General features: G+C 69.9%; 19 protein-coding genes. 9 read left to right on the top strand and 10 right to left on the bottom strand.

Going from position 1 to position 25,780, the window contains the following annotated elements:
• The 8 genes from IEY86_RS33350 to IEY86_RS33320 all read right to left on the bottom strand — a co-directional run.
• Positions 1–660 (bottom strand): hypothetical protein (locus IEY86_RS33350; RefSeq protein WP_229698992.1); only part of this gene is annotated, 660 nt, incomplete at its 3' end.
• A 1,106-nt stretch (positions 661–1,766) separates the two neighbouring features.
• Positions 1,767–3,593 (bottom strand): AfsR/SARP family transcriptional regulator, encoded by a 1,827-nt coding sequence (locus IEY86_RS33345; protein ID WP_229698991.1) that lies wholly within the window; start codon positions 3,591–3,593, stop codon positions 1,767–1,769.
• Positions 3,594–3,669: 76 nt separating this feature from the next.
• Positions 3,670–4,968, bottom strand: coding sequence for a cupin domain-containing protein (locus tag IEY86_RS37140; protein WP_229698990.1), 1,299 nt, complete (start codon positions 4,966–4,968; stop codon positions 3,670–3,672).
• Between the two features lie 18 nt (positions 4,969–4,986).
• Positions 4,987–5,484, bottom strand: a complete 498-nt coding sequence (locus IEY86_RS33340) for a carbamoyltransferase C-terminal domain-containing protein (RefSeq protein ID WP_189135653.1) — start codon at positions 5,482–5,484, stop codon at positions 4,987–4,989.
• Between the two features lie 59 nt (positions 5,485–5,543).
• Positions 5,544–6,791, bottom strand: coding sequence for a YcaO-like family protein (locus tag IEY86_RS33335; protein ID WP_189135652.1), 1,248 nt, complete (start codon positions 6,789–6,791; stop codon positions 5,544–5,546).
• The gene (locus IEY86_RS33330) at positions 6,788–8,788 is read right to left on the bottom strand and encodes a carbamoyltransferase family protein (RefSeq protein ID WP_229698989.1); all 2,001 of its coding nucleotides are present in this window, start codon (positions 8,786–8,788) and stop codon (positions 6,788–6,790) included. Before IEY86_RS33330 ends, IEY86_RS33335 begins: the two co-directional genes overlap by 4 nt.
• Positions 8,789–8,821: 33 nt before the next feature.
• Positions 8,822–10,207, bottom strand: a complete 1,386-nt coding sequence (locus IEY86_RS33325) for a TfuA-like protein (protein WP_189135650.1) — start codon at positions 10,205–10,207, stop codon at positions 8,822–8,824.
• Entirely contained in the window at positions 10,204–11,451 is a 1,248-nt protein-coding gene (locus tag IEY86_RS33320; RefSeq protein WP_189135649.1) for a YcaO-like family protein, read from the bottom strand. The genes IEY86_RS33325 and IEY86_RS33320 overlap by 4 nt, the downstream gene beginning before the upstream one ends.
• A 270-nt stretch (positions 11,452–11,721) precedes the next feature.
• Between IEY86_RS33320 and IEY86_RS33315 the strand changes: the two genes are divergently transcribed.
• Positions 11,722–12,936 (top strand): JmjC domain-containing protein, encoded by a 1,215-nt coding sequence (locus tag IEY86_RS33315; protein WP_189135648.1) that lies wholly within the window; start codon positions 11,722–11,724, stop codon positions 12,934–12,936.
• On the opposite strand, the gene IEY86_RS33310 is transcribed toward IEY86_RS33315, so the two are convergent.
• Entirely contained in the window at positions 12,896–15,775 is a 2,880-nt protein-coding gene (locus IEY86_RS33310; protein WP_189135647.1) for an ATP-binding protein, read from the bottom strand. The genes IEY86_RS33315 and IEY86_RS33310 overlap by 41 nt on opposite strands.
• A gap of 748 nt (positions 15,776–16,523) precedes the next feature.
• Here IEY86_RS33310 and IEY86_RS33305 point away from each other — a divergent pair.
• Positions 16,524–17,744, top strand: a complete 1,221-nt coding sequence (locus tag IEY86_RS33305; RefSeq protein WP_189135646.1) for a JmjC domain-containing protein — start codon at positions 16,524–16,526, stop codon at positions 17,742–17,744.
• Positions 17,745–17,898: 154 nt separating this feature from the next.
• Here IEY86_RS33305 and IEY86_RS37730 read toward each other — a convergent pair whose 3' ends face one another.
• Complete coding sequence (locus tag IEY86_RS37730) at positions 17,899–18,033, bottom strand: hypothetical protein (RefSeq protein ID WP_265806078.1); 135 nt, start codon at positions 18,031–18,033, stop codon at positions 17,899–17,901.
• A 367-nt stretch (positions 18,034–18,400) separates the two neighbouring features.
• On the opposite strand from IEY86_RS37730, the gene IEY86_RS33300 reads away from it, so the two are divergent.
• Genes IEY86_RS33300 through IEY86_RS33270 form a run of 7 tightly spaced genes read left to right on the top strand, consistent with a single transcriptional unit; the run spans position 18,401 to position 25,637 of the window.
• Entirely contained in the window at positions 18,401–19,546 is a 1,146-nt protein-coding gene (locus tag IEY86_RS33300) for a radical SAM protein (RefSeq protein ID WP_189135645.1), read from the top strand.
• Positions 19,543–20,277 carry an iron-containing redox enzyme family protein gene (locus IEY86_RS33295; protein ID WP_189135644.1) on the top strand — a complete coding sequence of 245 codons (735 nt, stop codon included), beginning with the start codon at positions 19,543–19,545 and terminating at the stop codon, positions 20,275–20,277. The genes IEY86_RS33300 and IEY86_RS33295 overlap by 4 nt, the downstream gene beginning before the upstream one ends.
• On the top strand, positions 20,274–20,474 hold the full coding sequence (locus tag IEY86_RS33290; RefSeq protein ID WP_189135643.1) for an aroma-sacti cluster domain-containing protein: 201 nt from the start codon (positions 20,274–20,276) through the stop codon (positions 20,472–20,474). Before IEY86_RS33295 ends, IEY86_RS33290 begins: the two co-directional genes overlap by 4 nt.
• 42 nt (positions 20,475–20,516) lie before the next feature.
• The gene (locus tag IEY86_RS33285) at positions 20,517–23,804 is read left to right on the top strand and encodes an adenylate/guanylate cyclase domain-containing protein (RefSeq protein ID WP_189135642.1); all 3,288 of its coding nucleotides are present in this window, start codon (positions 20,517–20,519) and stop codon (positions 23,802–23,804) included.
• 3 nt (positions 23,805–23,807) lie between these two features.
• On the top strand, positions 23,808–24,662 hold the full coding sequence (locus tag IEY86_RS33280) for a S8 family peptidase (RefSeq protein ID WP_189135641.1): 855 nt from the start codon (positions 23,808–23,810) through the stop codon (positions 24,660–24,662).
• Positions 24,646–25,281: a GAF domain-containing protein gene (locus IEY86_RS33275; RefSeq protein ID WP_189135640.1), complete on the top strand. Its 636-nt coding sequence runs from the start codon at positions 24,646–24,648 to the stop codon at positions 25,279–25,281. Before IEY86_RS33280 ends, IEY86_RS33275 begins: the two co-directional genes overlap by 17 nt.
• Before the next feature lie 5 nt (positions 25,282–25,286).
• On the top strand, positions 25,287–25,637 hold the full coding sequence (locus IEY86_RS33270; RefSeq protein ID WP_189135639.1) for a hypothetical protein: 351 nt from the start codon (positions 25,287–25,289) through the stop codon (positions 25,635–25,637).
• Positions 25,638–25,780: the final 143 nt, after the last annotated feature.

The raw sequence follows: 25,780 nt of genomic DNA, 5'->3' as shown, positions 1-25,780 counted from the left end.
GTCGGCGTTGGTGTCGTGGGTGTTCTCCCCCAGCTCTTCGAGGATGGGGGAGGGGCGGGTGTCGGCGTTGGTGTCGTGGGTGTGGTTTTTCAGCTCTTCGAGGACGGGGGAGGGGCGGGTGTCGGCGTTGTTGCCGTGGCTGTGGTCTTTCGGCTCTTCGATGATGGGGCGATCCATCAGCTGATCACGGACGGTGTAGGGGTAGGGGTCGGTGTTGGTGTTGGTGTCGGTGTCCAGGTGGCGATCCATCAGCTCTTCGCGGACGGAGGAGGTGTTGGTGTCGGTGTCGGTGTCGGTGTCCAGGGTGCGGTATCTCAGCTCTTCGCGGACGGAGGAGGGGTTGGTGTCGGCGTTGGTGTCGTGGGTGTTCTCCCCCAGCACTTCGAAGATGGGGGAGCGTGCCGAAGCCGTGTTGGTGGTGTCGGCTGGGGGCTCTGCGGTTCTCGCAGTGGTGTCAAGGGCATCGGGTTGTGCGTTGTCGACCTCGTTGGTCGGCGGTTCCTGCGCCGTTTCGTCAGTAACCTCTGACTCGTCGACCTTCTCGATCGCGACGGGTGAGGGTTCGGCGGCGTGTGCTTGGGAGAGGGCGAGCCCAGTGACCGTCGAGGCGGACAAGGCTGCTGTGACGAAGGCCCGCTTGGCGTGGCGCTTGAAGTTCATGTGACGAGAGACTTTCTATTCAAGTGAACATGGAAGGTCGCGTCATGCGTGGAGTTCACGCGGGTGATGTGCATACCGGCGGCAGGCAGACCGTCACTGCCTTCGGTGGTCTTGTGTCGTTGCTTGACCGGCCTCCGACTCGCCTCGTGCTGTGGTGCGGGGCTGGTTCCGCATGAGGCAGGCCGGGTTCTTCACCATTGGCCTAGTTCTGCGCGATGCGGCCGTCCAGCCAACCGAGGACCTCGCGCCGCTCCACCGGGGTGGACCCGGCGGCCGCGCCGAAGACCCCGAGCGCGGTCAGCCCGACGGCTCCGCGTCGCGGTGGAGGTGGACCAGCCCCTCCACCGATGTCTGATCGATCCTCAGATCGAAGCAGTGGTTGGGCGTTGCGAGCACCCCCATACCCCTGGCGTCAGTGCTGCGAATCGGCTCACCGTCGGATCTCCTTCGCTCCACACTGAAGTGAGAGGGCGTGCCTCGGCCATGATCGTGCCCGCCGGGCCCCGGAAAGTACATGGGGGAGCACCCATACTTCAGGAGCACGGGCTGTGGCTCGACACACCCGTGGCATCGGCCATGTCGCCGCCATCCAGGGCGAGCTGGATCTCCAGACACACGGGGCTCGGCGAGGTCGACGTCCAGCAGGCTCTCCAGCCGTGTCACCCGGTTCAGGACGCTGTTGGCGTGCACCATCAGCTCGGCCCTACCCCACCGGGCAGTTGCGCTCGGCCGACCCCGACCTCGTCATCAGTATCGACGATGAAGGCGGTGACGTCACCCGGCTCCACGTCGGACACGGCGGCCCATGGCCGGGCAGCCTCGCCCTCGAAGTCGTCGACGATTTCGACCTGACCCGGCAGCCCGCGGCCGGGATAGGCGTGCGTCGCCGCCTCCGTCGACCAGGTGTGGGAGGTGCCGACCGATCCGCCCGGATATCACGAGCGGCGGTCAGGGATTGTGGGACGTGGTGGATCGGCAGACGCTCAATGGGCGCACCCATCGGCGTTGTTGCTGTGAACAACGGCCACGATCTGTCACCACCGAATTGAGTTTCGTCATTGCTGTGCCGTGCGGCTCAGCCGGATTCCCTCAGCAGCGGGACCGCCTCAGCAGGGTGTTCCGGCGGGGCTCATCCTGCGGGCGTACAGGTGGGTGAGCCGGGGGATCGTGTACAGCGCCGCGTCCGACGTCGTCTCGGTGACCGGTGAACCGACCGCTCCCGTGTCGATCAGGGACTCCAGTTCGCGCAGCGCCTGCGCCGTTCCGCAGCCGAGCGCCGCGGCGCCCTCGTGCAGGGTGAACAGCCGCGACACGGGAAGCCGAGCCAGCCTGATGAGGGCAGTGCGGCGTGGCTCGGGCATGTCCTGCCAGCCGTCGGCCAGCCGGGGAAGCAACGCGATGTCTCCGACCGCGAGTTCGTCCAGCACGGTGAGAGGATCGGCCAGGCGCGTCGCGTACTCATGCAGCGGAAGGTGCCGCAGGACGGCCAGCTTCAGACCGCTCACCCGGATCCCCAGCGGAAGCAGCCCGCTCGCTGCGACGATCTGCTGCGCTGCCGGCAAGTCGCTATGGATCCGGTCCGGGCCGATGATCCGGCCGAGCAGGTCGACCGCCTGGCCTGCGGAGAACGGCGGGACCTCGACGCGCTGAGCCGACGCGAGGCCGGCCAGGTGAGCCCTGGAGGTCACCAAGGCCGCGCCGGCCCCTGCTCCGGGAAGCAGTTGCCGGACACTGCCCTCGTCCGGGGCGTCGTCCAGGACCAGCAGGACCTTGCGCTCGGCCAGCCAGCTGCGCCAGACCGCGGTGGCCTGGTCGGCGTCCTCGGGCATCCGGCCTGCCAGGCCGGTCAGCCGGGCGAGCTCGGCCAGCACCGCTGACCGGGGACGCGAGGAGCCGTCCTCGTGGCGCAGCTTGACCATGAACCGACCGTCCGGGAACTCGTCGCGGAGCCGGTGCGCCACATGGGTCACCAGCGTCGTCTTGCCCACGCCGACCGGCCCGACTGCCAAGGCGACCCGTCCGCGCCCGGTTCCGACCACCTCCAACAGCTCGCGGACCTGCTCCTGGCGGCCGGTGAAGTCCGCGATGTCCGGGGGCAGTACGGTGCGGGTGGTGATGATCCTGTCGGCGCCCGGGGGACGAGGCTTGTGCCTGGTGCCGCTCCTGCCCCCGGTGAGGATGGTCTTGTAGAGGCCTTCCAACGCCGCGCTCGGCGCCAGACCGAGCTCGCGAGCCAATACCTGCCGCAGCCCGTCGTAGACGGCCAGCGCCTCGGCCTGTCGGCCGACTTGGTGCAGCGCGGTCATCTGTGCCGCGCGGAGTCGTTCGCGGAGCGGATGCCGTTCGGCGATCTCCCCGATCGCCTCCGCGACGAGCGGGGCACTGCCCAGCAGCACCTCGGCCTCGGCCCAGTCCTCGAAGACGCCGAGGTACTGCCGCTCCAGCCGTTCCGCTTCGCTTCGGATCAGCTCGGAGCAGTCCAGGCCGGGATACGCCTCGCCCCGCCACAGGTCCAGCGCCTGCCTCAGCAGCCGGGCGGCCGACGCCGGCGCACCGCCTGCGGCATCGTCGCGACCGGACCGTGCCAGTGCCTGGAATCGGAACGTGTCCAGTTCCGGCGGGGCCACCCGCAGGACATAGCCACCCGCCTGGTGGGGGATCCGGTCCCGGCCGCTGCCGTCGCACAGGAGCTTGCGCAGGGTCGAGACATACACCTGGAGGTTCTTGCGCGCGGTTCTCGGCGGATTCTCCGGCCAGACCGAATCCATCAACACATCGATCGGTACGGGCGCGTTGGGACGACACAACAGCGTGGCGAGGACCAGGCGCTGTTTGAGCGGACCCAGCGAGAGCGCTCGCCCGTCGATCTCGGCCGAGAGCGGGCCGAGGACTGAGAACCGCACCTGCCGCGGTTCGTGCTCCCGGTCCTCCACCTGGACTCCTTTCGCGATGTGGGATGCGCCCGGTGCCGAGGCACGGCGTATTGGTGGGCTGCCGGGCGTCGCCCGGCTAGGAACCGGTGCCGGAGCGGACCGGGCGGTCGTCGTCCGGCACCAGAACGCCGTGGCCGACCAGTGCCCGCACGAGAGTGAACGTCTCGTCGGCGCTCGTATCCGGCACAAGCGCGGCGAGGGACTGGGCCGAGGCGGCCCGGCCGTCCAGAAGGAGCCGCACGACGCCCAGCAGGTGCTCGGGCACCGGGATCCGTCGTCGGTGGAGGACCAGCACCGTTGCACCGTCGGCTCGGTGATCGGAGAGCGTCGGCCGGATCCCGCTGCGCAGGCGCACCCGTGAACCGAGGGCGAGGGATGCCGCCTGATCGGTGCGCTGCAGGACGGATGCCACCTCCATCTGCTTCGCCTTGGACTCCCAGGCCTCGACGGCATCGAAGGCTTCCGCGAGACCGTCCCGGGCGACAGCGGCCACGGCCTGCTCGACAAGCTCGGGCAGCTCGGCACGAACCCGGGCGGCGCCCCCGCCGAAGCCGAGCGGGAGCACCGGCCGAAACGCCCTCTCGTTGGCCAGAACCTTTGCCAGGACCTTGCTCAGCACGTCGTGCCAGGTGAGGCCCACGACGCCCAGGGTGAGGTGGATCGAGCGCTGGTCCTCGGTCTGCACGCAATGGCTGAAGCCGCGCGGAATGTAGAGCGTGTCCCCCGGACGCATGGTGACGTCGATCAACGGCGTCCGGTCCCCGGGGTCCCCGAGGTCGCCGCCCTGCTCGTTCTCGAAGGGCAGGGGAGCCACCGCGTCATAGACTCGCCAGCGCTTGCTGCCGTCGATCTGCAGGATGAAGACATCGTGGTTGTCGTAGTGAAGCGGCAGCGCACGACGTCCGGGTGGTGAGGCGTAGGCGTTGGCCGTCACCCGGTGGCCGACGTCGTCGGCGAGCCGGCGGCAGAAGTCGCCCACCGGCAGGCATAGGCCGTCGATCGTGTAGACCATGATGGTGCTGCCCGCGTCCCAATAGGCTCCCACGGCCACCGGATCGACGTAGTCCGTGACGGCGACCTTCACACCGCTGTCCCCGGAACGCCGCCAGTGACCGGGATCGACGTCCTGACCGTCGCGAATGACCCGGACGAAGGTGGAGCGAAGACTTCCGGTACGGAAGAGGCGGTCGAGATCATCGATCGCGAACAGGTCGTTGAAGGATGCGGGCAGGTCGGCCGCCGCGCTGAAGAGGGGCTGCTTCTCCCAGTAGTCGGAGAGAAAGCGCTCCGGTGACAATCGGACGCACCGTCGGAGCGCACCGGCGGGCGGGAGCGGCTCGTCGGCCGACAGGTGTACTTCCGGGGCCAGGGACATGGGTCTGTTCTCCTTGTTTCAGCGTGCCGGGGACGGGCTCAGTGTGATCAACCTGCGCTGCCACAGTCCGTGCAGCTCGGTCCGGACGTCGTCGTCGAAGGAGCCGCACAGCCGCGCGAGCTCATCGACCGGGGTCCGCCCGTCCGCCCGTTCGAGCAGCCGGAAGAGTTCTGGGGAGACCTCGGACCGGGCGCCTCCGGGATGGTCCAGATGGACTTCGTGACTCACCAGCAGAGCGCCCGAGCCGTCCGCACGGGACCTCTTGGTGAGTCGGGTTGTTGGTGGGAGTTGTAGGTGGAAGGTGTCGAGGGTGGTGGGGTTGGGTGGGCGGCGTTGGATGAGGTGGTTTTCGATGACGAGGTGGTCGAGTTCTGTGGTGAGGAAGGTGGTCAGGGCGTCGTGGACGGTTTGGACGATGGGTTCGGCGTTGTTGTTGAAGGAGGTGTTGAGCAGGACGGGCCGCCGCGAGGTCCTTGTGCTGCTGGGTCGAGGACCAGCATGTCGACCTCCAACCAAATCCGTGGACGCTGTCGCTGACATATCGTGGTGGTGGCATTGCGGTGGACCGGCGGAAGCTATCGGTGGCGTCCCAAAAATGATTCCGCCCGTCTCCCCGGGGCGCCTTCGGGGCCCAGCAGACCGGGGATGACCACTCGCACCACGGGCAGCCCGATCTCCGGCTTGGACAGATCGACGACCACCACCTGCTCGATGCCCACCGACCGCAGCTTCTCGTTCTCCAGCGCGATGTCCTGCTCGAAGGACCCGTACGAGTAGGTGGGCACAGCACGGAAGTCCCGGCCGGGGAGCGGCTGGGTGAGCCCGGCCCAGACCAGGTCGAGGTTCCGCCGGGAACGCAGCCGTTCGTACTCCGTGCGGCCGGTGTCCTCGCGCATGCCCGAGATCAACGTCAGGCGGCTCTGCACCGCCTCGGTCAACGCGCGCAGCAGGGCGATCTCCCGCCGCAGGTGACATCCGAAGCCGGCCGCGGGATACAGCGGCAGGACGGCGTGGTCGGGGTCTTCGGCGATGACGCACCGGAAGGACGGCAGTCCGACGTCCGTCGTGGTCTCCCACACGCGGACGGCCGTCTTCGCCGCGGCCAGCTTGTCGAGAACCTCACGGCAATCGACGTCGTCCACCGTGTCCAGGTCCAGACAGGTCTCGCGCCGCGCCTCGCGCGACAGCATCGTCCACAGCCTGCTCCCGTCCCGCTCGATGAGTTCGCAGGTGGCGTGACTGACGGCTTCCAGGAGGTGATTCCCCGAGGCCAGGCCGTTCGCGGAGCAGACGAAGGTCCCCTTGCCGTAGGGCGAGGTCGTTCTGAAGTCCGTGTGAACGATGTCGTACGGCACCCAGATCGGTTCATCGCGCACCAACTCGCGGCCCTCGATCCAGAGCATGGTCCGGTCGTCCCGTACGGTTCGCCGGTCGTCCAGGGGGAGCTGGAAGATGTCGATGACGGAACGGCTGTCCTGGATCTCCTGGTAGGTGCCGGCGACCAACGGCTTCCTGATGTGCTCGGCGTGGTATCCCTCACTGGCCTCCATGACGGCCGACGCCTTGGCCGCGTCCAGGGCGAGCCCCTTGCCCTGGGAGACGTTCACCGAACGCGAGTTGGGCCGACTGGCCATGACGACCGGAACGCCGATGATGTCCAGGCCCGTCACGTTGGCCACACGAGTGATACCCATCCTGGCGAAGTGCGGACGAACCCTCTCCAGCGTCTCGGTCGGCGCGACCAGCCGGTCGGTGCCCTGGCGGTAGCCCTTGCTGGTTCCACGCTCCACAGCGTCATCGGCAACGCCGTCCATCGTGGTCATCGGCTGCCTTCCCGTACCGGGATCGGAGCGGGCCTCAGGGTGAAGTACCTGCGCTGCCACATGCCGAACAGCTCGGCCCTGGTCTCGTCGCTCATGCCGCAGGCTGCCGCCAGTTCCCCGATCGGGGTGCGGCCGTCCGCCCGCTCGAGAAGCGCGAAGAGTTGCGGGGACACCTCGTGGCTGCTGGTCGGGCTGCCCAGGTTCAACTCGTGCCGGACCGTCCGCTCGCCGGCCGATGTCATCCCGATGCTTTTGGTGAGTCGGGTTGTTGGTGGGAGTTGTAGGAGGAAGGTGTCGAGGGTGGCGGGGTTGGGTGGGCGGCGTTGGATGAGGTGGTTTTCGATGACGAGGTGGTCGAGTTCTGTGGTGAGGAAGGTGGTCAGGGCGTCGTGGACGGTTTGGACGATGGGTTCGGCGTTGTTGTTGAAGGAGGTGTTGAGCAGGACGGGTGTTCCGGTGAGGTCGCCGAAGCGTTGGACGAGTTGGTGGAAGCGTTGGTTGGAGTGGTGGTCGACGACTTGGACGCGGGCGGTGCCGTCGATGTGGGTGACTGCGCCGAGTTCGTGTCTGCGTTCGTTGCGGACGGTCAGGGCGAAGGACATGAAGGTGAGGTTTGCGGTGGTGGGTGGTATTTCGAAGTACGTGTCGGCGGCTTCTGCGGTGACGACGGGGGCGAAGGGGCGGTAGCCTTCGCGTTTTTTGATCATCGCGTTGATCCGGTCCCTGTTCTTGGCTGGTCGGGGGTCGGCGATGATGCTGCGGTTTCCCAGTGCGCGGGGGCCAAATTCGGAGCGTCCGTGGACCCAGCCGATTACCGCGCCGTCGGCGAGCAGTTGTGCGGTGCGGTCGACGATGTTCTCGCAGTGTTCGTAGTCCACGACGCTGGACCAGGTGTTGAGGGTGGTTTCGATGTCGTGGTCGGTTCCGCAGGAGGGTCCCAGGCTGGCGGTTTGCAGGGTGCGTGGTGTGGTTGTGGGCGGTGTTGTGCTGTTGGGGTGGTGGACGCCGTATGCGGCTCCGACGGCGGCGCCGGCGTCGTGGGAGGCGGGGTCGACGAAGATGTGGTCGAACAGTCCCGAGCGCAGGACGGCGCCGTTCATGCTGCAGTTGTGTGCGACGCCGCCGGACAGGCACAGTTGGCGCAGGCCGGTGGTGGTGCGCCAGTGGGCCAGGATGTGCAGCACGATCCGTTGCAGGGTGTGCTGCAGGCCCGCCGCGAAGTCCTTGTGCTGCTGGGTGAACCCCTCTCCCCGCCGCCGCGGCCGAAAACCCTCCGCCAGGAACACCTGGGGCGCGGCGTGCGCTCGGAGTTCGTAGTCGCCTCCCGCGCCCAGCCCGTGGAGCCTGCCGAAGGCCTGCCGGTACACGCTCGGGTCGCCGTACGGGGCGAGCCCCATGACCTTGAACTCGTCACCGAAGCCGTACCCGAGCATCTTGGTGCAGGCGAGGTAGAACAGCCCGAGGGATTTCGCCGCCGGGTAGCTCGACAGCGTGTTCAGGTCGGCACCGCTCCCGTGGTAGACGGTCGTGGAGTCCAGCCCTCCCACGCCGTCCATGACCACCACGAGGGCTTCGTCGAGTCCGGAGTGGACGAAGGCCGAGAGGCCGTGGGCCCGGTGGTGCGCAGAGTATGTGATGGACCCCTCGGGGACGTCCGTGCCGAAGGCCTCCCGCAGCCGTTCCCGGATCAGCTCGCGCGAGTAGCGGACGGGAAGCGTCGGGTCCTCGATGTGCCTGGCGTTCAGGAACGAGTCGACGAAGTGCTCGTCGAAGGTGAAGGCCACCGCATCGACGTCGGAGAGTTCGGCGCCCGCCTCGGACAGGCAGTGGCGAATCGCGTTGACCGGGAACTTGGTGGTCTTCTTCAGGCGGTTCAGCCGCTCCTCCTCCACGACCACCCGGAGCACGCCGTCCTGGACCAGGCAGGCCGACGCGTCATGCAGATTCTGGTCACGTCGGTCCAGCGGCGCGTCCTCGGTGGCGAACCCACCGTTCAAGCCAAGAACCAGCATAGGGATCTCGCACCAATCTCAGCGCTCGGCGGCGGTCTTGTCGGCATCGGCGTCCTCGGCGCCGTTCAGGGTCGTGAACCAGTACTCTCGGCGGACGGCCAGCAGGAAGCGGGTCTCGTCGCGGAATCCGAGGCTGCGGGCGTGTTCCAGCACGCTCTCCGGTACCCCGGTTCCCAGCCGCTCGAAGTACCACCGCATGAGCTGCGCGTCCGAGATGTCGCCGGGGCGGACCGACGCGGCATCGTACAGACCGCGATCGGCCAGGAAGCTTCGCTTGGTCCTGATCCGCTCCGCCAGTTGCGGATAGAGACCGTCTGCACGCAGTTGGTTGTCCGTGACGGTGTCGACCTCGCGGCCGAGGGACGCCCTGAACTGCTGGAGCGCGATCTCCTGCCTGACCAGTGACATGAACTGATGGGACGTCAGCTCATTGGCGCCGAGCCAGCGCTGGAATCCGCTCTCGCCGCGGAGGTCCCGCTCGTTCCTGAACCAGTCGGCGGCGCAGGCCAGTTCCTCCTCGGACAGCGCTGCGGCCTCGTTGTCCTCGGTGCGGCCGGCGAGCAGCCGGGTGGTCGCCCGCTCGCGGATCCGGTGATACGCGGGCGGGTCGAGTCGTAGCTCGCCCATCAGGTCCTCAATGGTGACGTTCCCGCCCAGACGGTCGTCGTCGGCCGTGGCAAGGGCCGCGGACAGGCGGGCCTGCTCGAAGAAGACGGTGTGCTGGAAGGTGAAGTCGGCCTCGGGCTTGACTCCCGCCTCGATGTCGCTTCGCATGACACGCAGCATCCGGAGTGCGTCCGCCTTCTTCTGGTCGATCCGGTTGTTCGGCAACCAGCCTCGGAGCGCGTCGAGTTCGTCACCCGGCAGACCGGCCTGCCGCCCCAGCTCGAGGAGCATGCCGTAGCTGCGGCTCGGGAAGAACGTCTCCTTGACGAGCGCGGTCAACCGTCTTCGGGTGGCGGCGGTGATGTGTCCGTCCCGCTCTGCGCTCGCCAGGGTCCTGCGGATGTTGACCATGGCCTCCGAAGTGGGCACGAAGTCGTCCTCCCGCCCGGCGTGCGCAATGGCGACCTCGTCGTCGTCCTCGATGACGCCGTCGCGGTAGGCCTCGAACACCCAGCCCACACCACGCATTCCGAAGGCGGCCAACTCGGCGGCCCGCAACGCCCCCATGCTTGCGCTGCCGTAGACCGGTATACCTTGACCCAGTGCCCACAGGATTTCCTTGTGCCACACGGCGGGGACGTCCTGGTAGCGGCCGTCAATGATGCCGATGGCGGTGGGTTGCCGCTTGGCGAGCGCGTAGACGTGGCCCTGCTCCACGGGTGGGAGGTAGACCATGTCGAGATCGTCGGGACGGTCCTTGGGACCGAGTGTCGGGCCGGTGAATACGTAAATCGTCATCGCTGCCTCCCCAGGCAGTCGACCCGCCGGGGTGCGGGGATGTTGTCGAGAAGTCCGGGGACGACGGCGCGTACCACCGGCAGACCTATCTCCGGTCTGGTCAGGTCCACCACGATCACCTGGTCGATTCCCACGGACCGCAACCGCCCGATCTGGAGGGCGATGTCCTCCTCGAACGACGCGTGCGAATAGGTGGGTATCGCCCGGAAGTCGCGGATTCCGCCGCCACGGCTGAGAACGGTCCAGTTCCTTTCCAGAGTTCGCCGGTCGCGCCAGCGGTGGTATTCGGACCGGCCCATGTCGTCGCGCATCCCCGACACCGCGGTCAACCTGGCCTGAACGGCCTCGGAGAGTGCCCGGAGCAGCGCGATCTCACGGCGCGGGTGGCATCCCTGCCCTTCCGCCGAGTACAGCGGAAGAATGGCGTGACGGGGGTTCTCGGCGACAAGGCAGGTGAACGAGGGAATGCCGATGGCCGTGGTCGTCTCCCAGACCGCCACGCCCAGCTTTCCGGCGGCGAGCCGGTCCAGGATCTCCCGGCAGCCGGCGTCGTCGACCGAATCCAGATCCAGCCGAGTGCGCGACCACTTGTCGGACGGCTGAAGCTCCCAACGCCTGTTCGCGTCCCGTTCGATCAGCTCGCAGAGGGCGTGGCTGGTCGCCTCCAGGAGGTGGTTGCCCGAAGCGAGGCCGTTGGAGGTGACGCGAAGCGTATGGGCAGCGTAGCGGCCGAGTGACGCGGCCCGGTAGTCGGTGTGCACGACGTCGTACGGGAGCCAGATGGGTTCGCCGCTGACCAGTTCGCGGCCCTCGATCCACAACAGCGTGCGGTTCGGGGGGAAGTCGCGGCCGTCGCGCGTCACGAAATGCGAGACATCGGCCACCGGAACCGTGTCGGCCATCTCGTTCAACGTGGCGAGCACCAGCGGCAGGGTGATGTGCTCGGCGTGGTAGAGCTCGCTCGCCTCCATGACGGCGGACGCCCTGGCCGCGTCCAGGGTCAGCCCCTTTCCCTGGGAGACCGCGAGCGAACGCGAGTTGGGCCGGCATGCCATGACCACCGGTACTCCGAGGAAATCGAGACCGGTGACATTGGCGACCCTGGTGATTCCCATGGCGGAGAAGAAGGGCCGCGCTCTCTCCACGGTCTCCGTGGGCGAGACAAGTCGATCGGTTCCGTCCCGGTGCATCTTCTTGGTACCGCTTGCAGCCGCACCGTCGGGGACGACGTCACTGACTCTCATGGTTCCAGCCTCCTCGTGCCGGTCCGTCGGCTGCGAAGTCAAACGCTCGACGATCTCGCGGGACAAGTGGGCTGTGTAAACGCTTCGGTACCGTCTCGGACCCCGATGGGAGAGTCGGCCACGGTATTTCGGAGACCTTCGGTGCCCTTCGGAAGGCGCTGGGCACGGACTCCCCAGGATCTACCGAGGAATTACGGGCCGTTCCTTGCTTTCCTCCAGCTGCGTGTAGTTCTCTCGACAGGCTTTTGGACTCGACGCCAAGGAATCACCGTGAAGCTTCACGTACTGCCCCAGGTGGTACCGGACCCGGACACCTTTCGATCCGCACCGCCCCCGGCTCCGGCCGTCTGGCACATGCCGCCTGCTCCGCTGGCCCGGCTGCTGAGCCTCGGCGACCTCGACAGCATGATCGGTTGGGGGGTGCTTCGCTCACGATGGATCAGCGTGGTCCGGGCGGGCAGGAGCGTCCCGGAGTCGGAGTACACCTGGCCTCGGCGTCAGATCAACGATGGAATGGAAAGCGTCGTACGCGCTGCCGCGATCACCACCCTGCTCCAGCAGGGCAGCACCGTGATCCTCCAGTCACTGCAGCGCACCTGGCGTCCGGTCGCGACCATGTGCCGCGGGTTGAGCCGTGAGGTGGGAGTGCCGGTCGAGGCGAACGCGTATCTCACACCCGCTCATCACCAGGGGTTCGCCCACCACCACGACCCGCACTCCGTGCTCATCGTGCAGACCGTCGGCACCAAGACCTGGCAGATCCACGAACCGGTGTTCCCCGACCCTCTGGAGCACCAGAACTGGCGGCCGGACGCCCTCGGCAGCGGGGACTGGGATCGGCTCCGGCACGGGAAACCCACGCTGGAGACGGTCCTGCACCCCGGCGATGTCCTGTGGATCCCCCGCGGGTGGATCCACAACGCCTACGCGACCACCGAGCCCTCCCTGCACATCACCTTCGCCTTCCAGACGCTGACCCCGTACTGGTTGGCGAAGGAAGTGGTGAAGGAACTGGACGAGGTCGTCGAACTGCGCCGTGAACTGCCGTGGGGCGCGGTCCGGGACCCCGACCGACTGCGCGAGACATGCGCCGAGGTGATGGAGCAACTGGGCCGTGCCATGGCCGGTCTGGACCCGGACCGGCTCGCCGACCGCCTGGTGGAAGCGATGCGCCCCAGGTTTTTGGAGCCTGATCGAGCCCCGGTCACATCCGCGCTCGCCGACGATCTGACGCCCGGAAGCCGTGTGGCCATGGTTGCCGAGGCCCTCCACCGCCGCCGCTGCCTTCCTGACGGCGGCGCCCGACTGGAGATGGCGGACGCTTCGCTCACTCTGGGGCCGCCGGCTGCCCGCGCCCTCGCCGAGGTGCTGGAGTCGGGCGGGGACTCCTGGTGTGCGCTGGATCTGGGGCCGGAGCTCGACGAAGCCGAAGCCCTGGAGATCGTCACCCAACTGATTCGAGCCGGACTTGCCCGGCGGGTGTGACCACGCCCGACGAGTCCGACGAGGGGGCCGGGTCCGGGATCCCCATGGCCGAGGGCAGCTGGTCCCGGCCGCGGATGCCGAGTTTGCGGTAGACGCTGGTCAGATGGAGTTCCACCGTGCGCCGGTGCACGAACAGCTTCTCGGCTATCTCCCGGTTGGTCCTGCCGGTCGCGGCCAGCGAAGCGGTCCGGCGCTCGGCGGCGGTGAGCCCGGCGATGCCCGCCCTGCGGGTTCTGCGCTGTCGGCCGCCGGCGGCCGCCAGCTCGGCACCTGCCCGTTCGGCGAGGACCGGTGACGGGAAGCGCTCGGTCAGATCGAGGGCGGAGCGCAGGGAGCGCCGGGCCTGCGCCGGGCGGTTGGCCCGGTTGAGGGCCGCTCCGTAATCCGTCAACGCCCGGGCCAGCTCGGGCCGGTAGCCGGAATGCTCCAGTACGGAGGCGGACTCCTCGGACATGGCCAGCCCGGACGGTCCCCCCACCACCAGGGCGTGGCAACGCAACGCACGGCCGAGCGGCCCCGCGGCTCCCCATTGGCGGGCCAACTCGACTTCCATCGCCGCGAGCCGACCGGCACCGGCATGGTCACCCAGCGCGTGGGCCGCCAGCGCGAGTTCGGACCGCCAGGGCGCCACCGCGGGATTCCCGACGCTCCACGCGGTCAGCCGGTCCGCGGCATCCTGCATATCGCGAGCGCCGCAGGAGGGGTGGCCTGCGGCCGTCCGCAGTCGGCCCCGGGCCATCAACAGCATCGCGCCGGCCCAGGTCTGCGGCACCTCATCCGTGAGCTGTGAGAATTCGAGCAGGCCGGCGGCCTCGTCGATGGCGTCGGTGTCGACCAGGGCTTCGACCAGCCGGGCCAGCGCCTCGATCGCGGCCGGCGTCCGACGGCCCAGCCCGCAGCCGTCCATGATCCGCAAGGCCGACCTGGCGTCCTCGACAGCCAAGGGCAAGGGGCCGTGAAGCCTGGCCACGGCCGACCGCAGTGAGTGGGCCGCGGCCAGCGACGGGCGGTGCTGCCAGCGCCCCGTAGCGGTGATCAACGCGTCGCAGCGCTCCCGCGCCGCCGGGAGGAAGCCGGCCTGTGCGAGCACCAGGACAGCGCTCGCGTAAGGCTGCACCGCGTCGGGGCAGGACGGTGCGACGGCCAGGACCCGATCCGCGAGCGCCAGCGCACGGGTGCGCGACTCGCCCATCCACGACTCGTGTGCCGCGAGGAGGGCCAGGGATCGAACCACGGTTGGGCCCTGGCCGACCGGCGACCGGCTCCATCGGTCCAGTGCCCGCACCGCTTCCGCCGCGCCGCAGGTGTGGCCGAGCCGGAGCGCCACTAACCGTGGTTCCCAGTCGCTTGCCCGCTCGGCCGGGACGTTTGCCACAAGGTCGATCGCTGCCCGGTAGTGGCCGGCCAGGGCACGCACATCGACCAGGGCCCGCCGCGCGGCGTCATCGCGTTCCCCTAGGCCGGGGTGGCCGAGGGCGTCGCTCAGGTGCTGGGTGGCGGCCACGACGTCGGTGTAGGCCTCGGCCATGCCGAGGTCGGCGAGGAGATCCGGGCCCGACCCGTCCGGTTCGCTCAGCGCCCGCCGCAGGTAGGAGACCGCGGTCGCGGGTGATCCGCCGGCCAGCGCCGTCGCGGCGGCGCTGCGCAGCTCTTCCGCCGCCCATGGTTCGCCGAGCATCGGAATGGCCATCAGCTGCTCGACCACGCGCTGCTGCGGGAGGCGGGCCGCTCGCAGCAGGCGGGCCGCCCGAGCGCGAAGTTCATGCAGTGCGGAGAACGGAATCTCCTGTGTGATCGTGTGGCGCACGAGCGGTTGTGCGAAGTCCACCCGCTGCTCGGTCAAGGAGAGCAGCCCCATCCGCTCCAGCACCACGGCTGTCTGCGCGACGGTGGCCTGGTCGATGCCGAGCAGCTCTGTGACGCGCTCCACGGTGGCGTCGGGTCCAAGTGCCGCCACCGCATGGGTGAGAGCGAGGCCGTGCGGCGACGTACGCCGCAGTCGGGCATGGAGGGTGGACGCAAGGGTCCGCATCCCCAGGTCGGCCGTCTCGATGGTCGCGTCGTCGACCGCCGCGGTCCCGTGTTCCGTCAGGGCCGTGGCCAAGGCCGTCATCAGCAGGGGGTTGCCACCCGTGGCGTTGTGGCAGGCGGTGACCAGCGACGGCTCGGGTGCGACCGGGAGCGTTCCCTCCAGCAGCGCCGCCGCGGCCGTGGTGCTCAGAGCGGCAGGACGCAGTTCCTGCGGCCGGGTGGCCAGGAACTCGTCGAGCATCGCGGGCTCAGCGCCCTGTTCGCCGTCCCCGAGAGTGCACACCACGGCGACCACGTCGTTCTCGACCCGTCGCGGCACGGTGCTCAGCCACCGCAGGGACGGACCGTCCACCCACTGGACGTCATCGATGGCGATGAGCACCGGCGCCCGCGCGGCGAGCAGGCGCAGTGCCCCGTGGACAAGGCGGAACTCGGCCTGCCAGTCGTCGTCGGCCGGGGCCTGCGCGTCGGTGCGGCCCTGCGTGGCCGGCTTCTCACCGCGGGGGGCGGGCACCTGCGGCCGGGCGTCGGCGAGCGCCTCGTCGCCCAGCTGCCGCGACGCATGGCACACCAGTCGGCGCAGCAGTCCGAAGGGCACACCTCGTTCGGGGAAGCTGCCGCGAGTGACCAGTACGGTGAAACCCCGGCTGCGGGCCTCGGCGATGGCGGCTTCGAGCACGGCGGTCTTGCCGGAGCCGACAACGCCGGAGACCAGCAGAACCCGGCCCGCCCCAGCGGCGGCGTCGGTCAGGAGATCGTCGATGGCCGCCGTTTCTCGCGCTCTCTCCAGGAACCCCGGGTGATTCATCGTCAGTCTCCTTGGCTCAGGTGGTGCCGTGGTGCTGTGCGGACATGCCGACAGCTCGCTGATTCTTCACGGGGGTTGGCGCTGACCACCTTCTGTCCTCCGCCAGTGATAAGTCCAAGGCGAATTTCTTTGCCGAGCCATAGAATCTGTGCATGGTCCGGCCGTCGCGCAGGCAGCTGCCGCGACTTCCGTCTCGGGAAGTCGCCCGGTTCACCCGCGCCGGGTCGGATCACCGGGGCGCGTCGCACCGCAGCGCCGCCTGTCGTGCGGGTTCGGGTGATCGGTGGTCCCGGCACCGCGATTCCCGCCGTCGGTGTGCCGGACTGTTCAGCGAACCGCCGACGCCCGGACGAGCTCGAAGCGCCCGTTGCCCGAGACATGGGCGGATTTCCGGAAACAGCAGGCGATGAGAGCGGCGGGGAGCGCGGTGGCCATGCTCTCTTGTCCCTTCCGTCGCTGTCGGGGCGTGTGATGCCGCGAGCAAGCCCGGGTGGCGGCGCGCCGCCCCCGTGGTGAGGCAACGAACCAGTGAGCACAGCCTGCCGAATCGCGGTGCCTGCGGACGGGAAGCCGTTGCTGGGGGGCCCGAATCAAAGACCGAAGAATCCTGCCCGCGCGCTTGTCGGGTTCCATCCGCGGCCGATTCCCTTGGCCCGAAGGGCCCCCGGGCGGGTCGTCGCGTCCCCGCCCGATGCACCGGCGGCCTTCGACTCCGGCCGGTCCGAGGAGCAGAGAGAACGGATTCCCCATGTATTTTCGCGCGCTGTCCCGGCTCGTTCCCGACCCCGACGCGTTCCGGCAGGCCCCGCCGCGGGTCCCCATGGTGTGGCGGATGCCCGCCGCACCCCTCACGGGGCTGCTGAGTCTGAACGATGTGGATCGTCTCCTCGGCGACGGCGTGTTGCGGCAGGGGATGGTGAGGGTCGTTCAGGACGGGCAGATCGTCCCGCCGCGCAGATACACCTACGCGGACCGACCCATCGAGTCCGCGTTCGCCGAGGTCGTGCGTGCCGAGGCCATCGGTGAGCTGCTGCGCCAGGGCGCCACCGTGGTGTTCGACGCGCTGTACCGCACCTGGCGTCCGGTCGGTGATGTGTGTCGCCGACTCGGCCACGAAGCCGGAATCCCGGTTCGGGCGGGCGCGTATCTGACACCGGCCGGCAGCCAGGGGTTCGCTCATCACTACGACCCCGTCTCGGTACTGATCGTGCAGACCGAGGGCAGCAAACGGTGGCAGGTGCACGAGCCGGTGGTCCCCGATCCCTCGGTGCGCCGGCCCTGGCGCCCGGAGGCCCTGGACGACACGGACTGGGACCGCCTCAGGAACGGCGTGCCGACGCTGGAGACAACTCTCCGGGCCGGTGACGTGCTCTGGATACCCCGCGGATGGGTCCACAACGCCTTCGCACTCGACGAGCCGTCACTGCACATCACCTTCGACTTCGGGCTCCATACCCCGCAATCGATCGCCGAGAACCTGGTTCGGCGCCTGGACGCGAGCGCAGAGATGCGCCGCGAGCTGCCATGGGGACTGGCGCAGCGCCCCGAGCTGCTGGCGGAGGTGGTCGACGAGGTGATCGGGCAACTGACCGGCGCCCTCGAAGCCGTCGACCGGACGGCCTTCGTCGAGGAACTCACCAAGACGATGCGCAGGACCTTCCCGGAACCGGTGCGCGCTCCGGTCGGCTCGGGGCTGATGGGACAGGTCGGGCCCGACACACCGCTGGTCACCGTCACCGAAGCGGTCAGCGGTGTCGACCGGCTGCCGGACGGCGGAGCCCGGCTCCACCTGGCCGACGACGTCATCGCGCTCGACGCCTCGCAGACCCGTGCCTTCATTCCGCGGTGGGAGGCCGACTGCGCGCTGCCCTGGCGTGCCCTCGACCTGATGCCCGAGCTCGACGAGGGCGGCTCGGTGCGGCTGGTGTCGAAACTGCTCCGGGCAGGAGTGGTACGACCGCACACCTGACGCGGTGTACCGGATGCGTGGCCCGGCCGTCGAGCGGCGGCCGGGCCCGGGGCCCATCTCCCAAGCCCGACTTCGTGCACCAACGGTGATCCGGCCGGATACGGCAGCGGCGCCGCCGACCTCGCGGTCGACGGCGCCACCCGCGTGCGGCGGTCTACTCGGGCCACACGGAGTAGTTGTAGTGGTAGGTGGCGCCGGCGACGCCCTCCTCGGCCTCCGGCTGGACCTCGGCGGCGTGCGCCTCGACCTCGGGGGTCTCCTCTTCGGTGGGCTTGGTCTCGTCAGCCACGGTGAACTCCTCGCATGAGCAGTGGGATTGATGCGACTGCCGCCATTCCGGCCCCAACCGGTATTCCGGGGAAGTTGTCCCGGCCGGGGTGCCGGCTCCGGCGGAGTCGGTGAATTCAAGCTAGCCACCGGCGATTCGAAAGCGGTTGGACAGCGGTATTTTTCCGGTATCCGGGCAGACAGGCCGGGGTTGGCGTATCGCGAGCCCCGCTCGCCCGGACCCCCGCCGACCGAGACAAACCGGTCCGACCTGCGCACATACCGTTTTCCAAATTCCCGCCAACCGAAAACGAACCGGCCTCCGGCACCCTTGTGCCGCAGACGGCCGCGGCGGAGCGGCCCACCGTGGACCGACCGAGGAGACTGGTGTGGAACTGGCCGACTTGATCGGGCTGCGGCCTCTCCCCGGTGCCGGCCTGCTGCTCACTCTGACCCGGCGCTGCCCCCTGGCCTGCGCACACTGCTCGACCGCCTCCACCATGCGCGGAGAGGAACCGGACTCCGGCCGACTCCTGCGCTTCGTCGCGTCCTTCACGGACGACAACCGCCCCGACGTTGTCATGCTCACCGGTGGAGAACCGCTGCTGCTGCCGGAGCTGGCGCAGCGGCTGGCTTCCCGGGCCCGGGAAGCAGGTTCTCGTACCGCTCTGCTCAGCGGAATGTTCTTCGCCCGGCAGCGTCGGATACCCGCCAGGATCATGGGGGCGATCACGGCGGTCGACCACTTCTCGGCGAGCCTCGACGTCCACCACGAGCGTGAGGTCCCTCGTTCCGACGTGTTCCAGGCGGTACGGCGGATTCTCGACTCAGGTGTGACCGCCAGTTTCCACATCACCGGATCCGGTCCCGACGATCCCTATCTCGCCGAGGTCACCGACGAGGTCCGCCACGTGTTCGGCGACCAGGTACCGATGCTCGTGACCGAGGTCCGGCCGATGGGCCGAGCGGCGGCCTGGGCCGCGAGGCCGCGGCCGCCCGTCGACCCGGACCGGGTGCTGCCCTGCTCGGCGGCGGCCTGGCCGGTGGTCGCGTTCGACGGGACGGTGGTCGCCTGCTGCAACCAGGACGTGGTCGACCGGCGTCCCGTGCCCGACCACCTGCGCCTGGGGCACATCGCCGAGGACGACTGGCGGGCGGTACGGCAACGGGTGTTGTCCTCGCCCGTTCTGCGGATGGTCCGTGTCGCCGGGCCCGTCCGGATGAAGGCCCGCTACGGTCGAGAGCGGACCACGGCCCCGTGCCAGGGATATTGCGGGACCTGCCGGAGCCTTGGCGACGAGCCCGCGGTCATCGAGGCCGTGAGCCGAGTCGCGTCCGGCCCGGTCGGCGAACTGCTGGACCGGGAGGCGGCCAGGGTGCAGGTCCAGGACGGCCCGGTCGCCCTGGTCCGCCGCCACGGCTCCGCCCCGTATGCCGACCTGGTCGTGAGTGCCGAGCGGTCGCCCGAGCGCGGGTCCTCCGAGGGGGATGTGCGGTGCGCCGGGAAGCACCTCGGCGGGAGGATCGCACGATGACCGCGCCGGACCAGCGGCCGCCCGCCGCGTTCGCCCTTCGCGCCAAGCTCTCGCTCGCGGCCCCGGCGCTGCGTACGACGACGGCCGAGCTGTGGCGTCGGCAAGGTCTCGGATCCCGCTATGCGCGGTATCTGAGGACGATGCACGCCGTGGTCCGGGCCTCGGTGCCGCTGATGGAGCAAGCTGCCGCGAAATGCCGTCAGTTGGGAGCAGGCGACCCGGTCGCCGACCGGCTCGCACGGTACCTCGACGAACACGCCGTGGAGGAGCGGGGCCACGACGACTGGCTGCTCGCCGACCTCGCCGCGGTCGGAGAGGACCCGGCCGCAGCGCTTGCCGAACCGCCCCCGCCTGCCGTCGCGAGCCTCGTCGGAGCGCAGTACTACTGGATCGAGCACCATCACCCGGTCGCCCTGCTCGGGTACATCGCCGTCCTGGAGGGCAACGCCCCGGCCCCCTGGCTGGCCGACCGGCTCGCGGCTTTGACCGGGTTGCCCGAGGCGGCATTTCGCACCGTCCGCGACCACGCGGAACTGGACACCGGACACGTCCGCGCCCTGGACGAACTGCTCGACACGCTCCCACTGACCCCGGCGCAGGAGAGAACCGTGGCGGTCAGCGCCCTGCACACCGCCGACGCGCTGACCAGCCTGTTTGCCCGCCTCTCCAGGCCGCCGCTCACCGCCGCCCCGGACCACCACGGCACGCCGATGACTGAGGAACCGACATGACCCAGCGAGACGACGCACTCGACAAGCTCCGGGCAGCCGGCTTCGAACTCGAAATGCTCTCGGACGAGCAGCACGAGGTACTGCGCGATCTGACCGAGGACGAACTCGCACTCCTGCTCGACATCAAAGGCAGGCTCGCGGATGTCGCCCCAGAGGTCCAGGCTCACAGCGACATCGCGGGCGGGGCCCTCTTCTAGCCGCCGCCGTCCCTCCACCACCGACGACAAGGGACACCTGTCATGCACTGCCCCTCGTGCGAGCGCGCGCTGCCGCCGGAGGCCCGCTTCTGCCTGTCCTGCGGTACGCCGTGCGCAACGCCCGGTTCGAGCGAGGAACGGAAGGTGGTGACGGTTGTCTTCTGCGACCTCGTCGGATCGACGGCGCTCTCCGGCGTCCTCGATCCGGAGACCCTCCGTTCCGTCACCCTGCGCTACTTCGACCTGATGAGACAACAGATCGAGTCGCACGGAGGCACCTTGGAGAAGTTCATCGGGGACGCGGTGATGGCCGTGTTCGGCGTCCCGGTGACCCACGAGGACGATGCGCGCCGCGCGCTGTCGGCCGCCCTGGGCATGCTCGACGCACTGGCCGGACTGAACACCGACCTCCACGCGGCTCTCGGTATCCGGTTGAACGTCAGGATAGGTGTGAACACCGGCAGTGTCGTCGCCGGCTCGGATGCCTCGGCCCGGCAGGCGCTGATCTCGGGCGAGACCGTGAACGTGGCTGCCCGGCTCGAACAGAACGCGGCCGCCGGCCAGATCCTCGTCGGCCCGGCGACCGTGCTCGCCGCAGGTCCGACGGTCCGGACGCGGCAGCTCGGCCCGCTGCTCCTCAAGGGCAAGTCCGAACCGGTGATCGGCTACCAGCTGCTCGGCCTCGGCGGCGACGATCCCGAACTGCTGCGCCGCTTCGATGTCTCGTTCGTCGGACGCCACCACGAGCTCGCGGCGTTGGACGCGGCATTCGACCGGGCCGCCCGCGATCGGCGTGCGCGGCGCGTCACGCTCCTCGGCGACGCGGGGATGGGCAAGACCCGGTTGGTCCGGGAATGGCTGGACCGGCTCGGGAACGCGGCGGCCTCCTGGGGCACCGGCCGGTGTCGGCCGTACGGGGACCACGGAAGTCTGTCGCCGATCAGCGACGCCGTCCGGCAGCTCCTGGCGGCCGACCCGTGGAGGGCCCGCACGCCCGCGTGCGACGGCGCGGCCGATCCGGGCACGCTCGGCGGCCCGCCTGCGGGTGCGCGCACAGCCGAGGCACTGGACGTCCTGTCCGACGGTCTGCTGCGCGACGGTACGCCCAACCCCTCGCTGGAGGACACCGGTGCCGCGCTGGCCCACCTGCTGGCCGCGTTGTCGGCCTCCCGCCCTGTGGTACTGGTGATCGACGACTGCCAATGGGCCGGCGACCCGCTCCTCGACCTCCTGGACCGGCTCGTGGGCAAGCTCGAGCAGGCCGCGGTGCTGATCGTGTGCCTGTCCAGGCCAGAGTTGCTCGACAACCGCCCGGACCGGTGCCGCTACCGGCCCGCCGGGCAACTGCTGATGCTGGGCGGACTCTCCCCCGATGAGGCGGCCGCCTTGGCGGTGGAACTGTGCGAGGTGAGCGCGCACTGGGACACGGGGCTGCAGCGGCTGTTGGAACGTGCGGAGGGCAACCCCCTCCACCTGGAGCATCTGCTGGCGGCGGTGTCCGAGACCGGTGCGGCGGACGAGCTGCCACCCACCCTGCAGGCTCTGCTCGGGGCGCGGATCGACGCACTCGATCGGACCGAGCGCATCGCACTTGACCTGGCCTCGGTGGTCGGCCGGGAATTCGCGGCGGAGGAGCTGGCCGAACTCTCCCGCAGCGGACCGGAAGGCGCCCCCGACGGCCTCGCACACCACGGCGGCATCCCCGGGAGCCCCGGTGCCGACGGCGGCGAGACTCACGCGGGAGACCGGCTCGGCGCCGTGCTGCGCCGACTCGGCCGCCGTCGGCTGATCGAGCACACGCACCACCCGGGGTCCGGTCCGGAATTGTTCCGCTTCACCAGTGGCCTCATCCAGGAGGTCACCTACGAGCGGATGTCGAAGCGGACCAGGAGCGAGCGGCATGCCCATTGCGCGGAACTGCGCAGTGTGCGCGAGCGGGGTGATGCGGCCGCAGGCGGTCACCTGGAACTCGCGTACCGCTACCGGGCCGAGTTGGGGCTGCGCGGTGAGCGAACCGAGGGTCTGCGTCTGGCCGCGGCCCTGACCCTCGCCCGGGGCGGCGCCAGGGCCCTCGCCAGGTCGGACCTCACCTGGGCGGATGACCTGCTGGGGCGGGCCGCGCGGCTCTACAGCCCCGATGAGCCGGCGTGGACGTCCGTGGCCCGGCGCCTGGCCGACGTGAGACTGGCTCTGGGAAGGACGCGAGAGGGACGCGCCCTCCTGCACGAGGTGCTCAGGGCGCCCGCGGACCCGGTCGAGGCGGCCCACGCCAGGCTCGCACTGGCGGTGGCGGACTCAGCGCTCGGTGCCGGCGCAGCCGCGAGGGCGGCCCGTGCGGCTCTGCCCGTCTTCGAAGCGGCGCAGGACGACCTCGGGCAGGCCCGGGCCTGCATCCGGACAGCCCAGGAGCACCAGTTGCACGGCCGGCACGGCGAGGCGAACCGCCTGCTCACCAGAGCCCTCGCCCACGCGGTCGGCGCGGACGCCGAACCCGAACGGGCCGCGGCCCTGGGAGCGATCGGCGTCTCACTGTGGCGAGGGCCCGAGCCGGTCTCCGGCGCGGTGGCCCGCTGCCGCTCGCTGCTGGCCGAACACGGCGGCGAGCGGCGGACGGTCAGGGCAACGCTGAACTGCCCGCTGGCCGTCCTGCTGGCCCTCCAGGAACAGTGGTCCGAGGCCCGCGCCTGCCTGGCGGAAGCCACCAGGCTCACCGCGGAGTTGGGCTACGCCGAAGCCGACGTCTTCCTTCCGGTCTTCGCTGCGGAGGTGGAGTCCCTGGCGGGCCGCCCACAGCAGTCGCGCCGACTGCTCGACGGAGCGGCGCAGGCCGGCCTACGGCTCGGTGACAGCGGGCTGGCCAGGACGATCCTCCTCGATACCGTACGGATCATGGTGGACCGAGGCGAGTGGGGCACCGCTTCGCACCGTCTGGACACGATCGGGCAGGGCCCGGATCCGGCGCGCGCCGACGCCGTGGCCATGGGCGGCCTTCGAGCCCGGATCGCCGCCGGGCAGGGGCGCCCGGACGAGGCCGTCGCCCTGGCCGCTGCCGCCGTGGACACCGCGGCCCTGACGGATTCGCCGATCGTACGGGCGCTCGCGGCACTGGACCAGGCCCACACGTTCGGGCTCCTCGGCCGCTGGGACGAGGCGGTGTCCGCGGCGGCCGACGCGGAGCGGCGCTTCCGGCAGAAGGAGCACCTGCCCGGGACTCGCTGGGCCCTGGAGCTGGTGTCCCGGGCGTCCCGGGCCGGTTCGGTCGGCACGGCCCTCGATGCCCCTGAGCGGGCGCCGTCGAGGTCAGGGCCCGCCGACGCAGTGGAGGAGTGACGGATGGAGAACACCCGGTCGGCCCCCGGCCACGAACTCACCTGGAGCCTGCGTGGCAGACACCCCGGGGACATCACGGTCGCCGCGGACGCGGGACCGCCGTCGCCCGAGTGGATCACGGGCGGCCCCACCGGGCGCGGGGTCAGGGTCTGCGTGGTCGACTCCGGCGTCGAGCGGGACCACCCCTTGGTCGGGCCCGTGGAGGACGCCTGGATGGTCGTCGACGGCGAGGACGGGATCACCGTGCAGCGGACCGACGCCGGGGACAGCTGCGGCCATGGCACGGCCTGCGCTGGGATCATTCGCCGGATCGCGCCGGACTGCCACCTCACCAGTGTCCGAGTCCTGGGGGAGCGCTTCTCCGGGACCGGGGAGGTCCTGCTGGCCGGGCTGCGCTGGTCCGTCCGCCAGCGCTTCGACGTCATCAACCTCAGCCTTTCCACCACCAGGACGCGCTTCGCCGAGGAGCTTCGCGCCCTGGCCGACGAGGCGTACTTCACCCGTACCGTGATCGTCGCCTCCGCTCACAACACGCCCGTCGAGAGCTTCCCCTGGCGCTTCGCCTCCGTCATTTCGGTGGGCAGCCACCAGGAGGACGACCCCGACCTCTACCTGTACAACCCGGAGCCTCCGGTGGAGTTCTTCGCCCCCGGGCAGAACGTGCGAGTGCCGTGGCTCGGCGGGACCTCGATCCGTACCGCCGGGAACAGTTTCGCCACGCCGTTCATCACCGGACTGTGCGCCCGCATTCTCTCCCAGCACCCGGGGATGACGACGTTTCAGCTCAAGAACACGCTTTACCTTTCCGCCGCCAACGTCCATATGGGAGCAGAGGTGTCCGATGGCCCAGGAGAATGAACCCGCCGGGCAGGCCGTTCAAGGGCCCGCGGATCAAAGGTCCGCGGACGACCCGCTGGCGCGGGAGCTGCTCCAGTCGGTGGTGGACGTGGCCCGCGCCCTGTTCGGGGCGCAGGCAAGCTCGGTCTTCCTGCTCGACGAGGAGGCCGACGAGCTGGTGTTCGAGGCCGTGGCCGGACGGGGCGAGGAGTTCCTGGTGGGCCGCCGCTTTCCCGCCGGATCCGGAATCGCGGGCTGGGTGGCCGTCTCGGGTGAGCCCATGGTGGTCGACGACCTCTCCGGGAACAGTTCCTTCGACCGGTCCCTGGCCGAGTCGACCCAGTACGTCCCGGATTCCCTGATGGCCGCGCCCCTGATCCAAGGCCGGCGTGTGCTGGGCGTGCTGGAAGTGCTGGACCCCGCGCCGCAGTCCCGATCCAGCCTCGGCGAACTCGACCTGCTCGCGTTGTTCGCCCGACAGGCGGCCGCGGCCCTGCGGGTCGTGGTCGACCGCCGCGCCGCTCGTGGCGGGACAGCCGCCCGGGACGAGTTCCTCGGACTCGGGCCCAGCCGGCACGCGGCCGCACTGCAACTGGTGGGCTCGCTGGAACAGCTGCTGCTGCAGGCCGTCGAGCGGTGACGGCCATGCCCCGCAAGGCCGACATCCCGAGGACGGGCACCATGGCGTCGGCCGACGCGACGGGAACCGTCATGAGCGGGCAGGCCGGGAAGGGGCCGGCTGCTGCTCCCGTAGACGCCGACGCCGCCGCGTTGCTGGACCTGGCCCGCCGGGCGGTGCTCGCGCGCCCCGGCCCGGACGGCCAGCTGGCGCGGGCCGCGCTGCACCTGCTCGACTGCGCCGCGGAAGTCGTGGCGCTGCTGCCGAGCGGCGATCTGGATGCGGCCCGGCAGGCGTTGGCCAGCGCCCGTGCCTCAGTGGTCACCGCGACCTACGCCGTGCGTCGGATCCATGAGGTGTCGAGGCTGCGCGGCTGAGCCCGCGTGGCTGATGGACGGACGACAACGTGAGCACTGCCCTGCTCCGTCGCCGCGCAAGGTTCAGGCGGCGACGGGTTGGCGGGCGGTGAGGTGCACAGTGGCGCCGATTCGCTGTGTGCCGATGGTCTGGGGTGCTGTGG

Origin of the sequence: Wenjunlia tyrosinilytica (assembly GCF_014646055.1) — a bacterium.
Classification (GTDB): Bacteria; Actinomycetota; Actinomycetes; order Streptomycetales; family Streptomycetaceae; genus Wenjunlia; species Wenjunlia tyrosinilytica.
Note: the sequence above shows the minus strand (reverse complement) of the source record. Positions and strands in the feature narration are given on the sequence as shown.